The organism is Allobosea lathyri (assembly GCF_900108245.1).
GTDB classification, from domain to species: domain Bacteria; phylum Pseudomonadota; class Alphaproteobacteria; order Rhizobiales; family Beijerinckiaceae; genus Allobosea; species Allobosea lathyri.
This window is the reverse complement of record NZ_FNUY01000017.1, coordinates 1-13,679: the sequence shown is the minus strand read 5'-3', so window position 1 is coordinate 13,679 and position 13,679 is coordinate 1. Positions and strand designations below refer to the sequence as shown.

General features: G+C 63.0%; 13 protein-coding genes. 12 read left to right on the top strand and 1 reads right to left on the bottom strand.

From position 1 onward, the window contains the following. Positions 1 to 155 precede the first annotated feature (155 nt). From C4S73_RS25620 to C4S73_RS29020, 6 genes are all read left to right on the top strand, one after another. Positions 156 to 1,115, top strand: coding sequence for a class I mannose-6-phosphate isomerase (locus tag C4S73_RS25620; RefSeq protein WP_103875488.1), 960 nt, complete (start codon positions 156 to 158; stop codon positions 1,113 to 1,115). After that, positions 1,112 to 3,397, top strand: coding sequence for a glycosyltransferase family 4 protein (locus tag C4S73_RS25615; RefSeq protein ID WP_103875429.1), 2,286 nt, complete (start codon positions 1,112 to 1,114; stop codon positions 3,395 to 3,397). Before C4S73_RS25620 ends, C4S73_RS25615 begins: the two co-directional genes overlap by 4 nt. Positions 3,398 to 3,436: 39 nt before the next feature. Beyond that, positions 3,437 to 4,813, top strand: coding sequence for a glycoside hydrolase family 130 protein (locus C4S73_RS25610; protein WP_103875428.1), 1,377 nt, complete (start codon positions 3,437 to 3,439; stop codon positions 4,811 to 4,813). Continuing rightward, the gene (locus tag C4S73_RS25605; protein WP_103875427.1) at positions 4,810 to 5,028 is read left to right on the top strand and encodes a hypothetical protein; all 219 of its coding nucleotides are present in this window, start codon (positions 4,810 to 4,812) and stop codon (positions 5,026 to 5,028) included. The genes C4S73_RS25610 and C4S73_RS25605 overlap by 4 nt, the downstream gene beginning before the upstream one ends. A gap of 274 nt (positions 5,029 to 5,302) precedes the next feature. Continuing rightward, entirely contained in the window at positions 5,303 to 5,512 is a 210-nt protein-coding gene (locus C4S73_RS25600; protein ID WP_103875426.1) for a cold-shock protein, read from the top strand. 235 nt (positions 5,513 to 5,747) lie between these two features. Further along, positions 5,748 to 5,882, top strand: a complete 135-nt coding sequence (locus tag C4S73_RS29020) for a hypothetical protein (RefSeq protein WP_342210595.1) — start codon at positions 5,748 to 5,750, stop codon at positions 5,880 to 5,882. 126 nt (positions 5,883 to 6,008) lie between these two features. On the opposite strand, the gene C4S73_RS25590 is transcribed toward C4S73_RS29020, so the two are convergent. After that, the gene (locus C4S73_RS25590) at positions 6,009 to 6,260 is read right to left on the bottom strand and encodes a hypothetical protein (protein WP_103875424.1); all 252 of its coding nucleotides are present in this window, start codon (positions 6,258 to 6,260) and stop codon (positions 6,009 to 6,011) included. 270 nt (positions 6,261 to 6,530) lie between these two features. Here C4S73_RS25590 and C4S73_RS25585 point away from each other — a divergent pair, with 270 nt between their 5' ends. The 6 genes from C4S73_RS25585 to C4S73_RS25555 form a co-directional block, all read left to right on the top strand. Continuing rightward, positions 6,531 to 8,165, top strand: a complete 1,635-nt coding sequence (locus C4S73_RS25585) for an alpha-amylase family glycosyl hydrolase (protein WP_103875423.1) — start codon at positions 6,531 to 6,533, stop codon at positions 8,163 to 8,165. Positions 8,166 to 8,190: 25 nt separating this feature from the next. Continuing rightward, positions 8,191 to 9,198 carry a glycosyltransferase family 4 protein gene (locus tag C4S73_RS25580; protein WP_103875487.1) on the top strand — a complete coding sequence of 336 codons (1,008 nt, stop codon included), beginning with the start codon at positions 8,191 to 8,193 and terminating at the stop codon, positions 9,196 to 9,198. A gap of 1,052 nt (positions 9,199 to 10,250) precedes the next feature. After that, positions 10,251 to 10,442, top strand: coding sequence for a periplasmic nitrate reductase, NapE protein (gene napE, locus C4S73_RS25570; protein ID WP_425290378.1), 192 nt, complete (start codon positions 10,251 to 10,253; stop codon positions 10,440 to 10,442). Between the two features lie 9 nt (positions 10,443 to 10,451). Further along, positions 10,452 to 10,799 carry a chaperone NapD gene (locus C4S73_RS25565; protein WP_103875421.1) on the top strand — a complete coding sequence of 116 codons (348 nt, stop codon included), beginning with the start codon at positions 10,452 to 10,454 and terminating at the stop codon, positions 10,797 to 10,799. Next, positions 10,796 to 13,291 carry a periplasmic nitrate reductase subunit alpha gene (gene napA, locus C4S73_RS25560; RefSeq protein WP_103875420.1) on the top strand — a complete coding sequence of 832 codons (2,496 nt, stop codon included), beginning with the start codon at positions 10,796 to 10,798 and terminating at the stop codon, positions 13,289 to 13,291. Before C4S73_RS25565 ends, napA begins: the two co-directional genes overlap by 4 nt. Beyond that, positions 13,264 to 13,679: nitrate reductase cytochrome c-type subunit (locus tag C4S73_RS25555; protein ID WP_103873596.1), on the top strand; the 416-nt coding region annotated here is incomplete at its 3' end. The genes napA and C4S73_RS25555, both read left to right, overlap by 28 nt.

Here is a 13,679-nt window from a genome sequence, read left to right as displayed (position 1 = left end):
CCTGACCCGTTTTCCGCGCGCTACGCCGCGCATGACGCCGCTCGCGACGGGGCCTTGCCCCCTCGACACCAGCGCCATTGAAGCCGTCGCCGACCATTGCCGTGTCCCCGACACCCTGTCGCGGGATCGACGGCAATGCGAACCAGGAGACCGATATGGCGCTCGAACAAGCCAGAATTCAGCTTGTACCCAAGCCTTGGGGATCGACCGAGCTTCTGCCCTGGAGCGAGGCCGAACATGGCGACGCCGCGATCGGCGAACTCTGGTTCCAGCGTCGTGATCCGAAAGCGCCCGAAGCCGCCCTCCTGCTCAAATTGCTGTTTACGCAGGAGGCGCTCTCGATCCAGGTGCACCCCGACGACGCAATGGCGCAGGCGATGGGGCTGCCGCACGGCAAGACCGAAGCCTGGTACATCCTTTCGGCAACGCCTGATGCCACTGTCGGCCTTGGGCTGAAGTCCGCGCTCACGGGCTCCCAGCTGCGGGCCGCCATCGCGGATGGCTCGATCGCCGATCTTGTGCAATGGCGCAGGGCCGTGAAGGGCGATGTCATCTTCGTGCCGGCCGGAACGATCCACGCCATTGGCCCCGGCCTCGTGCTGGTGGAAATCCAGCAGCGAAGCGATACGACATTCCGCCTGTTTGACCATGGCCGCGCCCGCGAACTTCACATCGAAAGCGGGGTTGCGGCTGCCCACGCCAGGCCGTCTGACGAGCAGACGCCGCCGCAGCGCCTGAGCGACGCCAGGACCCTGCTCGTCGCAAGCCCGTATTTCATCCTCGAACGGCTCGATCTGGCAGCCGGGGCTACGTGGGAACTGGATGCCAGATGCGAGACCTGGCTGGTCGTGATCGACGGCAATGCCCGGTTCGGGCCGTCCCAGACCGGCATTGGCGAGGGCTGCTTCGTTGACGACCAGCTCATGCGCATCGAGGCGGGCCGCAATGGCGTGACCTGCCTTGTGGCCTATGACGCCGCAGAACCCATCCGCGATTTCCTCCGCGCTGTCGACGGCAGCGCTGCATTCGCCGCTGGCAATCCCGCTTTTCAGTCACCCGCGCCGCTTCCCGCGCTTGCGGGTTCGACGAATTCTTTCACGGAGGCACAATCATGAGCCCGATCCATCGCATTGCCTTCATCGGCAACTCTCTCCCGCGGCGCTGTGGGATCGCGACCTTCACGACCGATCTTCAGCTGGCCGCCGCGGCCTCGGGCGCGGATGTCGACACATCGATCGTGGCGATGAACGACCATGGCCGTGGCTATGACTATCCGCCCTCCGTCCATTGTCAGGTTCGCGATGACAAGCTGGAGGACTACGCGCGTGCCGCCGACTTCCTGAATGACGGGCGGTTCGACGTCGTCTCGCTCCAGCACGAGTTCGGCATTTTCGGCGGTGAGGCCGGCGGCCATCTCATGACGCTGCTCTCGCGCCTGACAATGCCGGTCGTCACCACGCTGCACACCGTGCTGGCCGCGCCGACAGGTGCGCAGCGCGATGTGATGGAGCGGATCATCGACGCTTCGGCACGGGTCGTCGTCATGGCCGACAAGGCGCGCCACCTGCTGCGCACGGTCTATCGGCTCCCCGCCGACAAGATCGAGGTCATCGCCCACGGCATTCCCGAATTCGCCTTTCTCGAGCCCGAGGAGGCCAAGGCCAGGCTCGGCTTCAGCGGCCGCTCCGTCATCCTGACCTTCGGCCTTTTGTCGCCCAACAAAGGCATCGAGGTGATGATCGACGCGATGCCCTCGATCCTGAGACGCCGTCCCGATGCGGTCTATGTGGTTCTGGGCGCGACACATCCCAATCTGGTTCGCGAACAGGGCGAGGCCTATCGCGCCAGCCTGATGAACCGCGTGCGCGAACTCGGCGTCGAGGATCACGTGGTCTTCCTCGACCAGTTCGTCGACCAGGCGACGCTGCTCGGCTTCATCTCGATGTGCGACGTCTATGTCACGCCCTATCTCAAGGAGGCGCAGATGACGTCGGGCACGCTGGCCTACAGCTTCGGCCTGGGCAAGGCGGTCGTCTCGACACCTTACTGGCATGCGCAGGAACTGCTCGCCGATGGCCGCGGTATCCTGGTGCCGTTCGGCGACGCTGTGGCCATCGGCGACGAAATCGCCGGGTTGCTGACCGATGACGAACGGCGGCAGGCAATGCGGCTGCGCGCTTATGCGAGCAGCCGTTCTATGACATGGGAGCGAACAGCCAAGCGCTATCTCGCAGCCTTCGAGACGGCGCGCCGCGGCCGTGTGCTCAGCGTCGTCGCGAGCCCGGCCCAGACAAGCCCTTCGCTACAGATGGCCGCTCCGCCCGAGATGAAGACCGGCCATCTCCTGTGCATGTGTGACGATACCGGGCTGTTCCAGCACGCCGTCCATTCCGTGCCGGATCGCACGCATGGCTACTGCGTCGACGACAATGCCCGCGCGCTGCTCCTCGCCTGCGTGCTGAACAGCACTGGCGAGTCACGCCTGACGGAAGCGCTGACGGCGCGCTTCGCCTCCTTCGTGCAGCACGCCTGGAATCCCGATACCCGACGGTTCCGCAATTTCATGAGCTTCGACCGGCGCTGGCTGGAGGATACCGGCTCGGAAGACAGTCACGGACGCACGCTCTGGGCGCTCGGAGAATGCGCACGCAGCGATGTCAGCCCCTCGCGCCGGCGATGGGCCGCAGCCCTGTTTGCGGAATCCCTGCCGACCGTCGAGGGCTTCACTTCGCCCCGCGCCTGGGCTTTCGCCCTGCTCGGCCTCGACGCCTATTGCACGATTGTCGGCGCGCCACCGACCGCGATCTGGCTGCGCACGCTTTTGGCTGACCGGCTGCTCGGCCTGATGTCGAAGGTCGAGACCCCCGACTGGGTCTGGTTCGAGGATGGCTTGTCCTATGACAATGCGCGCCTGCCCCAGGCCCTGATCGCAACCGGCGTCTCGATGAAGGTCCCCGCCTATGTCGAGGCCGGCTTGCGGTCGCTGCGTTGGCTCACAGGCCTGCAGACCACGCCGGCGGGTTTGTTCAGGCCGGTCGGCTCGGACAGTTTCGGCGACAAGCGCTGCGCGCCCAAGGCGTTCGATCAGCAGCCGCTGGAAGCGACGGCGACTGTCTCGGCCTGCCTTGCCGCTTTGCGGGCCGATGGCAACCCGCAATGGCGGGCCGAGGCCGCGCGCGCCTTCGCCTGGTTCCTGGGGCATAACGATCTCTCGTCGCCGCTGGTCGATCTGGATACAGGCGCCTGTCGGGACGGCCTGCATCGTGACCGGCCAAATGAGAACCGCGGCGGCGAATCCGTGATATCCTACCTGCTCAGCCTCGCCGAGATTCGCCAGCTAGCCCGCATCAGCGGGGATCGCCCGAAACTGGCGCCGCTTCGGGCCTTGCACGCCTGAGCCTCCGGCGAACGCGCAAAAAAAGAGACTGGGGTCGCCTTGTCCCAACGTACCTTCCTCAACCGGCAGGCCTTGTATTTGCGCCCCGATCCTGCCCGCGTCGTCGTGCGTCGGTTCGGCCCCCAGGCCGAGCCCAGCGATCTCAGCCACACCGACAAGCTCCGGGCGAACCATATCGTCGACCGGGTCCTGTCGCTCGACCCTGCGACAGCGGAAAACCTGCTCACCGAGGTGCTGGAGAATTTCAAGGGCAGGCATCGCAACCTTCTGGAGAGGTTCGAGGCCCGCGCCAACGAGATGGAAGAGGCTTTCGAGACCCATCGCGAATTCACGCAGGTCCAGCGCCGGTTGGTGGGATCCTATTTCCTGCACGAGTATTCGTTCGAGGCGGCGGCGCTCTTCAATCCGAGCATCGTCTCGCATCCTGATCAGTCCGGCGCTCCTGAAGGCGGGCTTCGCTTCGTCCTGAGCGTTCGCGCCGTTGGAGAGGGGCATATCTCGTCCCTGACGTTCCGCTCGGGATCGATCGCAAACGATGGCAGCGTCAGCGTCGATCCAACCTCGCGCCTGGCCTCGATCGCCACCTTGCGCAACCGCATGGCGCGTCTCGACGGAGAGGACGTCGAAGTGGTCTTCTCGCCCGATGGCGACATCAGCGAGCGCGTGATCTTTCCGGTCACCGCATCGCAGTCCAATGGGATCGAGGATGCGCGCTTCGTCGCTTTTGACGAGGACGGACGGACCGTGTTTCGCGCGACCTACACCGCCTATAACGGCAAGGGCATCCGCTCGGAACTGATCGAGACCAGCGACTTTCTGTCGTTCCGGATGTCGCCGCTGCGGGGCTCGGCCGCCGTGAACAAGGGCATGGCGCTGTTTCCGCGCAAGATCGGTGGCCGCTATGCCATGATCGCGCGGCAGGACAGCGAAAACCTCTATTTGATCTACTCCGACGACCTCTTCACCTGGGACGGGGGCGTCGCCCTGCTGAAGCCGCAATTCCCTTGGGAATTCATCCAGATCGGCACATGCGGCTCGCCCATCGAACTCGACGAAGGCTGGCTGCTGCTGACCCATGGCGTCGGGCCGGTGCGGAAATATTCGATCGGAGCCGTACTTCTCGACAAGGCGGATCCGTCGAAAGTGCTCGCGCGCTCCCGCGAACCCTTTGTTCGCCCTGAGCCATCCGAACGCGAGGGATATGTGCCCAATGTCGTCTACACCTGCGGCGCGATGCGCCACGGGGACCAGATCATTCTGCCCTATGCGGTCTCCGACACCTTCTGCAATTTCGCGACGATCCGCATCGCTGCCCTCCTGCAATCGATGGAGCGCTGCGATGCGCGACCAGGCGCCTGTTACGAAGCGGAACGGCTTCCGGCAGACCAAGCTGCACTTGAAAGCGACACGCGATGACCGAACAGCCCATCAAGGTCGGCGACATCGTGCGCTTGTCGTTCGGCTTCGCCGATCAATCAGGGTCGGGCGAATACGAGATCATTCGTGTCATGCCGACGCGCGAGGATGGCGAGCGGCAATACAGGATTCGCGGTGCAGATGGCTTCGAAAGGGCGATCGGCCACGGCCAACTCATCGGGACGAGCCCGAAATCGTCTTCCCCGCCTGGCTGAGTTGTGCGGGAATGCCGCGCACCTGACAGCCGCGATTTCGCCGGTATTGAAATTGACGGCGAACGGCAATCTTTTCAAGAAGATGCAATTGACATTAACTCAAGGTTGACTTTCTTAAGATCTCAGCTTATCGTGACTTTGCCGATATTTGTTTGGTTGGCTGTTGTTTTTTCGCGCTTCAACGCGCCTTTGACGAACTCCCTTTCGAAATCGTGCTGATCCCGTCGTGCATTCGCGCAGCGGCCGACGAATATTATCAAGAGGAGAGTTCACCATGGCCACCGGCACAGTGAAATGGTTCAATTCCACCAAGGGCTTCGGCTTCATCCAGCCCGATGACGGCAGTCAGGACGTCTTCGTCCATATCTCCGCCGTCGAGCGCGCCGGAATGCGCGAGGTCGTGGAAGGCCAGAAGCTCAGCTATGAAATGGTCAAGGACAACAAGTCCGGCAAATTGGCCGCCGAGCAGCTGCAGGCTGCGTGATCGATATTCAACTTCGCCGATGACCACGGATGTACTGGCATCGACTGCGAGGATGAACAGGGAAGGCCAGGTTTAAACCTGGCCTTTTTCGTATCCGGCCCATTGTTGCATCATGGGCCGTTGAGGCTGGTATCAACTCGGAGATGAGCACCTGGTCGAGAACTCGAAATCCCGCGTGCAGGCTGAGGCAGCATTCCTCAAGACGCAAACCCAATCCCCGCCGCGAGGCCGTGTGATGTCGGAAACCGATACCGCCAATCAGGCGCGCGATGCCAACACCGCGAGGCTGAAGGAGCTACGGCTGAACAAGGAGGCGCTCGACCGCGCGGCTGGCGAAGCTGCTTTGCCAAAGCCGAAAGCGCCCAAGTAAAAGCGCCCGAGTAAACGCAACCGGCATAGTGCGTTTTTTCTGGGTGAGCCCGACCTGAACCTCAAGAGCGATGGATTGCGCTGGCTGCTCACCGACCTTTTGGAGATTTCGTTTGGCAGGGATTGGTTAGGCGAGGCTCCGCTTGGGCGGAGTGCCCTCCGGCAGATCGATGAGTTTGGCCTTGCGCGAGGCTTTTGTCGCGTCCGAAGCCGGCATCTTGGCGAGTGCCTTATCGATCTGGCGGCCAGCGGCTGCCCGGACTTTCAGCTGCTGGCTCTTTCGGGTGACATTATCGGGCGCATGGGTCGGGAGCGACAAATCCATGTCGTGATGCAAAGGCGAGATTTCCCGCACCGTCACCGGGGCGGAGCCGGACATTTCAGGGGCGCCGATTTTCTTGCGTGCTACAATAGTCATTCATAAATAACGCGGTCGCCGTATATTTGTTCCGATGCGAATGCAGGCGCTGCGTTGGCGCGAATTACGATAGTAATATCGACCGACCTGATAAATATAAGATCAACCATCTACGATCTGGCGCTAAATTCGACGGTTCTTCACCGGTATTCCTAGAAAATTCTCTCGTCGCAGGCTTTGGAAGCAGGAGGCGTCAGCCATGGTTGTCCGCCCGATCGAGCTCCGATCCGCATGATCGCACGCTGGTGGCAGGCGGCCGTGATCTACCAGATTTACCCGCGCTCCTTTCAGGATACGAATGGCGACGGCATAGGCGACCTCGCGGGCATTGCGCAGCGGCTCGACTATCTCGCCGATCTCGGCATGGACACGATATGGATCTCACCGATCTATCCCTCGCCCATGGCCGATTTCGGCTATGACGTTGCCGATTATTGCAATGTCGATCCGCGCTTCGGCACGCTTGCCGATTTTGACGATCTGTTGGCGCAGATCCATGCGCGCGGCCTGAAGCTCGTGCTCGATTTCGTGCCAAACCACAGCTCCGACCATCATCCCTGGTTCGTCGAGAGCCGGTCCTCGCGCGATCATCCGAGACGGGACTGGTACATTTGGCGCGACCCGGCTCCCGATGGCGGGCCGCCCAACAACTGGATCAGCGATTTCGGCGGCTCGGCCTGGGAGTGGGACGAGCCCACCGGTCAGTACTATTACCACGCCTTCCTGAAAGAGCAGCCGGACCTCAACTGGCGCAATCCGGCCGTGCAGTTGGCCATGTACGAGGTCATACGTTTCTGGTTCGACCGCGGCGTGGACGGCTTCCGCATCGACGTGCTCTGGCACATGGTCAAGGCAGCCGATTTTCCAGACAACCCACTCAATCCCGCCTATCGGCCCGAAATGGGCGATATGCATCGCCTGTTGCAGCTTCACTCGACCGACCAACCCGAAATCCATGCAATCGCTGCAGAGATGCGCGCCATCGCCGATGAGTATGGGACAAGAGGCGAAGGCGAGCGCGTGCTGATCGGCGAGATCTATCTGCCGGTCGATCGCCTGATGTCCTATTACGGCGGTGAGCGGCGCGAGCTGCACCTGCCCTTCAATTTCCAGCTCATCGATGCGCCATGGCAGGCGCCTGCGCTTGCAAGGCTGATCGCCGATTATGAGGCGGCGCTTCCGCCGGATGGATGGCCGAACTGGGTGCTCGGCAATCATGACCGGCCGCGCATCGCCAGCAAGCGCGGAGAGGCCCAGTCTCGTATCGCCGCGATGCTGTTGCTGACGCTAAGGGGAACGCCCACCCTCTATTACGGCGACGAGCTGGGCCTGAGCGATGTCCAGATCCCGCCCGCCCAGGTTCAGGACCCTCGGGAACTCCGCGAGCCCGGGCTCGGTCTGGGCCGCGATCCGGTCCGGACGCCGATGCCATGGGAGGCAGGCGTGAATGGGGAGGCAAGCGTGCATGGGGAGGCAAGCGCAAATGCCGGCTTCAGCACGGCATCGCCCTGGCTGCCGCTGAATGCCGATTGGCCTGTGCGCAACGTGGCGGTCATGGCTGAGGACCCCGCCTCCCTCCTGACGCTCTATCGCCGCCTGCTGACTGTCAGGCGTGCCCATCCGGCCCTGGCGATCGGTGATTTCATGCTGCTGGACTCCGAGGAAGATGTGCTCGCCTATGAACGCCGGCACGGGGCGCAACGACTGGTCGTGGCGCTCAATCTCAGTGGGCAATCGCAGCGCCTGGAATTGCCGGAATCGCCGAGTGATTGGCGGTTGCTGCTGTCGACGAGTGCTGAATCGCTCGTGATCGAAAACAATGTGCTGCTGCTGCGGGGGGATGAGGGCGTGATCCTCGCCGCCTGATCGCATGCCCGGAAAGGACGCTCCCTTGCGCATCGCCATGCTGGCGCCAATCTCCTGGCGCACCCCGCCGCGCCATTACGGACCCTGGGAGCTCGTGACGAGCCTCTTGACCGAGGCGCTGGTCGCGCGCGGCCTCGACGTCACGCTCTTCGCCACCAAGGACAGCCGGACGGCGGGAACGCTGGCCGGGGTCTGCCCGGCGCCCTATTCCGAAGACCCCACGATCGACGCCAAGGTCTGGGAGATGCTCCATGTCGCCCATGTCTTTGAGCGCGCGGGCGAGTTCGATCTCATTCACAATCAGGCGGATTTCGTGCCGCTCGCCTTCTCGCGGCTGGTCGAGACGCCGGTGGTGACGACGATCCATGGCTTCTCCTCGGACCGCATCCTGCCAGCCTTCAAGGCCTATGAGGATCGCGTCCACTATGTCGCGATCAGCGATGCCGATCGGCATCCGGATTTGCGCTATGCGGCGACGATCCATCACGGGATCAGGCTGGAGGATTTTCCCTTCGATGCCGATGGCAGCGAAGACCTGCTCTTCTTCGGCCGCATCCATCCCGACAAGGGCGCCGCGGACGCGATCGCCGCGGCCCGTCGGGCCGGGCGGCGACTGGTCATGGCCGGCATCGTTCAGGATCAGGGCTACCACAACGAGCAGGTCGTCCCTGCGCTCGATGGCCGTTCGGTGGCCTATCTGGGCCCGGTCGGCGGCGAGGCTCGCACAAAGGCGCTGGGATCGGCACGGGCACTGCTTCATCTCGTCAATTTCGACGAGCCGTTCGGGCTGTCGGTGGTGGAGGCGCTAGCCTGCGGCACGCCGGTCATCGCCTCCAGACGCGGCTCGATGCCGGAGCTGATCGAGCATGGTGTGACCGGCTTTCTGGTCGACAATCTCGATGAAGCCGTGGACGCGATCGGCCGTATCGGAGATCTCGATCGCGCCGCCTGCCGAGCCTCAGTCGCCGCGCGCTTTACGGTGGACCGCATGGCGGATCGATACTGGCAGCTCTACCGGTCACTCTTGGCATAATGCCAAGCAGCTTGGGTGCGCTGCAGAATCTCCCCCGATTGCATTCTTAGGTGTGTCCCAGGCGCCCGATTCTAAGCAAGATGGCTAGCATCGAAAACGCCGTCATCGAATACCACTCGGCGAGGACGGGAATCCTACGACTGAAGCAAGAGGACGCTTCTCCCGAGTCGAACAGCCTGAATAAAATGCGGTGGCTTACCTCCGCCGCGCGCGCAGCCGTGTCGAATCCCGGCTGGATCAAGCCCTACTCACTGCGCCGCTGTCTGCCTTGCTCAGCACGCGGACTGAGCGTTATCCCAACCTGCCGGAAAGCAGACGTCTCGACTTCTGCTGAGGGCCATCTTTCCCCCTACTGCGCTCTGCCGCGAAGGTCTCACTTGGGTCGCCAACAGACCTCTCGTCCGCCATGCGAACGTCCGCTTCAGGGCGAAGCTCCAATGTCTGGTTATGGCGCGACCCAGCCCCTTCGGTCGGCTTAGAGGAACGTCACCTAGCCAAAAGAACGGAAGATTACGAAGGGTGCGGATATATGACAGCGCGGTGACGGGGGCTGTTCCGGCGGACCCCGATCCGGTCGGCGGCGGCCGATGTCCGCTTTCGACCGACCCATCTGAGACATCGGCGGCGCGTGGCCAGCAAGCCCAAAGATGGCCCGCCGGGGAGGGTTTGGTCCGCTTTCGGGAATTCCGATTGTCCGGGCAGCAAGGCGCGAATGCTGGCCCTCATCAGACACCCTGGAGATTCTGCCTCAGAGCGGAGGGCCGCGAACGGAGGCAATCCGCGCAGAAAATTGGGATCACTGGTCATTGCCGTCAGGATTGCCCCGCTCAGCCGGCGGAAAATGACCAGCACGGACATGCAAGTACGACGCCATGACCGATCGACATATTGCATCCGTTCGATCGGATTTGCGCCATGTCAAAGACGATGCCTGTTGCACGTCTCACTGGCATAGGAGGCATGGACAAGGACCGCCGAACCCTTATTCTCTTTCCTCAATCTCTAAATGGCTCAGTACAGTAAGTGATCGTTGGGGCGGCCTAAAGGAAGAGATGATGACGGAGACAGCGGGCTCTGGCGTCCCTGAAGCTGACGACAGGCCGACGCGGCGATCGGAAATCGCTGCCTTTCTTGTTCTGGCTGTCCTGATCTGGCCCATCATCGCTGTCGGAATCGTTGGCGGCTACGGCTTCCTTGTCTGGATGTCGCAGGTCGTTCTCGGTCCTCCCGGCCCTCCGCATTAAGGCCGCCCCATGTCCGCGCACGAGCATCGCATCGACCGGCGCGACTTTCTCAAAGGACGCATCGCGTCCGATGAGGGAACCGGGCAAGCTGGTTCCGCACGCTTTCTTTATATCGCCAGCGCCGTCGTGACGGCTCGTGCCGAGGATTGCCCGGAGGTGGCCCGCTGCATTGCGGAGATGCCGGGCACGGAGATCCACGGCATCGAGGGCACGAAGATCATCGTCGTGATGGAAAGCGAGAACAATGGCGATATCGGCAGCCGCCTGACGGAAATGGCGCTGATGGACCGTGTCTTCTCGGCCAATCTCGTCTTCGAGCAGATCGAACCCCTGAACGACCACGGAGGCGACCGATGACGGTCTCTCGTCGCGAGCTAATCAAGGCGCAGGCTGCCGGCGTCGCCGCCCTGGCCGCCCACGTCAGCTTCCCCGCCAGCGCCCAGCCCGTGCCGGGCGGCGTCGATGCGCTGCAGATCAAATGGTCGAAGGCGCCGTGTCGCTTTTGCGGGACGGGCTGCGGCGTCATGGTCGGCGTCAAGGAAGGCCGCGTGATCGCCACCCATGGCGACATTAAGGCCGAGGTCAACCGTGGCCTCAACTGCGTCAAGGGCTATTTCCTCTCCAAGATCATGTATGGCGGCGACCGGCTGACCCAGCCGCTGCTGCGCAAGAAGAACGGCGTTTACGCCAAGGACGGCGAGTTCACCCCGGTCTCCTGGGAGGAGGCCTTCGACACTATGGCCGCCAAGGCCAAGGAGACGCTGAAGGCGAAGGGGCCGACCGCGCTCGGCATGTTCGGCTCCGGGCAGTGGACGATCTTCGAAGGCTATGCCGCGACCAAGCTGATGCGGGCCGGCTTCCGTTCCAACAACCTCGATCCGAACGCCCGTCACTGCATGGCCTCGGCGGCGTACGCCTTCATGCGCACCTTCGGCATGGACGAGCCGATGGGCTGCTATGACGATTTCGAGCATGCCGACGCCTTCGTGCTCTGGGGCTCGAACATGGCGGAGATGCACCCTATCCTGTGGACCCGGTTGACCGACCGTCGGCTCGGCCATCCGCATGTGAAGGTCGCGGTGCTCTCGACCTTCACCCATCGCAGCTCGGACCTCGCCGATATCCCGATCATCTTCAAGCCGGGCACGGACCTGGCGGTCCTGAACTACATCGCCAACCACATCATCTCGACCGGGCGGGTGAACAAGGATTTCGTCGACAAGCATACCACCTTCCTGAAGGGCGCCACGGATATCGGCTATGGCCTCCGTCCGGACGATCCGCGCGAGATGAAAGCGCGCAAGGCCGCCGACGTCACCGCCACGACTCCGATCGACTTCGAAGCCTTCGCCGCCTTTGTGAAAGACTACACGCTGGAGAAGGTCTCCGCCCTGACCGGGGTCGAGCCGGGCTTCCTGCAGCAGCTTGCCGAACTCTATGCCGATCCCAAGCGCAAGGTTATGTCGCTCTGGACGATGGGCTTCAACCAGCATGTGCGTGGCGTCTGGGCGAACCAGATGGTCTATAACCTGCACCTGCTGACGGGTAAGATCTCTGAGCCCGGCAACAGCCCGTTCTCGCTGACCGGCCAGCCCTCAGCCTGCGGCACGGCGCGCGAGGTCGGCACCTTCGCCCATCGCCTCCCGGCCGACATGGTGGTGACCAACCCCGAACACCGCAAGCATGCCGAGGAAATCTGGCGAATTCCGCATGGCATCATCCCGGAGAAGCCGGGCTACCACGCCGTCGAGCAGGACCGCATGCTCAAGGACGGCAAGCTGAATTTCTACTGGATCCAGGTCAACAACAACCTCCAGGCCGCGCCCAACAACAGCAACGAGACCTATCCGGGCTATCGCAACCCGGAGAACTTCATCGTCGTCTCGGATGCCTACCCGACCGTGACGGCAATGGCCGCCGACCTGATCCTGCCCGCCGCAATGTGGGTCGAGAAGGAGGGCGCCTATGGCAATGCCGAGCGGCGCACCCATGTCTGGCACCAGCTCGTCGACGCGCCCGGCCAGGCCCGCTCCGACCTCTGGCAGCTCATGGAATTCTCGAAGCGCTTCACGACCGACGAGGTCTGGCCGGCCGAGATTCTCGAGGCCAATCCGAACTATCGCGGCAAGACCTTGTTTGACGTGCTTTACCGCAACGGCAACGTCGACAAATTTCCGCTTTCCGAGATTGAAGCTGGTTACGAGAACCAGGAATCAAAGCAATACGGCTTCTATGTCCATAAGGGGCTGTTCGAGGAATATGCCACTTTCGGCAGGGGCCATGGCCACGATCTCGGACCTTACGACCTCTACCACGAGGTGCGCGGCCTGCGCTGGCCGGTTGTCGACGGAAAGGAGACGCTCTGGCGCTACCGCGAGGGCCTGGATCCGTACGTCAAGGCTGGCAAAGGCGTCGAGTTCTACGGCAACAAGGACGGCAAGGCCCGCATCATAGCTGTGCCCTACGAGCCCCCGGCGGAATCGCCCGATGGCGAGTACGATCTGTGGCTTGTCACCGGGCGCGTCTTGGAACACTGGCACTCCGGTTCGATGACCATGCGCGTGCCGGAGCTCTACAAAGCCTTCCCCGGTGCGCGCTGCTTCATGCACCCCGAGGACGCGCGCAACCGCGGGCTCAACCAAGGCGCGGAAATCCGGATCATCTCGCGGCGCGGCGAGATGCGCACCCGCGTCGAAACGCGAGGCCGCAACCGCATGCCGTCAGGCGTGATCTTCGTTCCGTGGTTCGACGCCAGCCAGCTCATCAACAAGACCACTCTCGACGCCACCGATCCCATCTCCAAGCAGACGGATTTCAAGAAATGCGCGGTCAAGATCCTGGCGGTCTGAGCCTGATGCGCTCCTGGACCCTTCTCGGAACTGCCCTGGCAGCCTTCGTCGTCCTCACCGTCGGCGCGCTCTCGCAGGACGGAGCGCCGATCAGGATCGTACCGCGCGTGACCGGCAACGCGCAGCCCATGGAGCTCGAACGGGTGCCCGCGCTCGGCCGCCCGATCGTCGATGACGTCAGGCGGATGCGCAACTATCCCGAGCAGCCGCCTGTGATCCCGCATTCGATCGACGGCTACCAACTCACGCTCAACACCAACCGCTGCATGGATTGCCACAGGCGTGAGTTTACCGAGGGCTCGGGCGCACCGATGATCAGCATCACCCATTTCCAGGACCGAGATGGCCAGGTGCTCTCGGACGTGACGCCGCGCCGCTATTTCTGCAC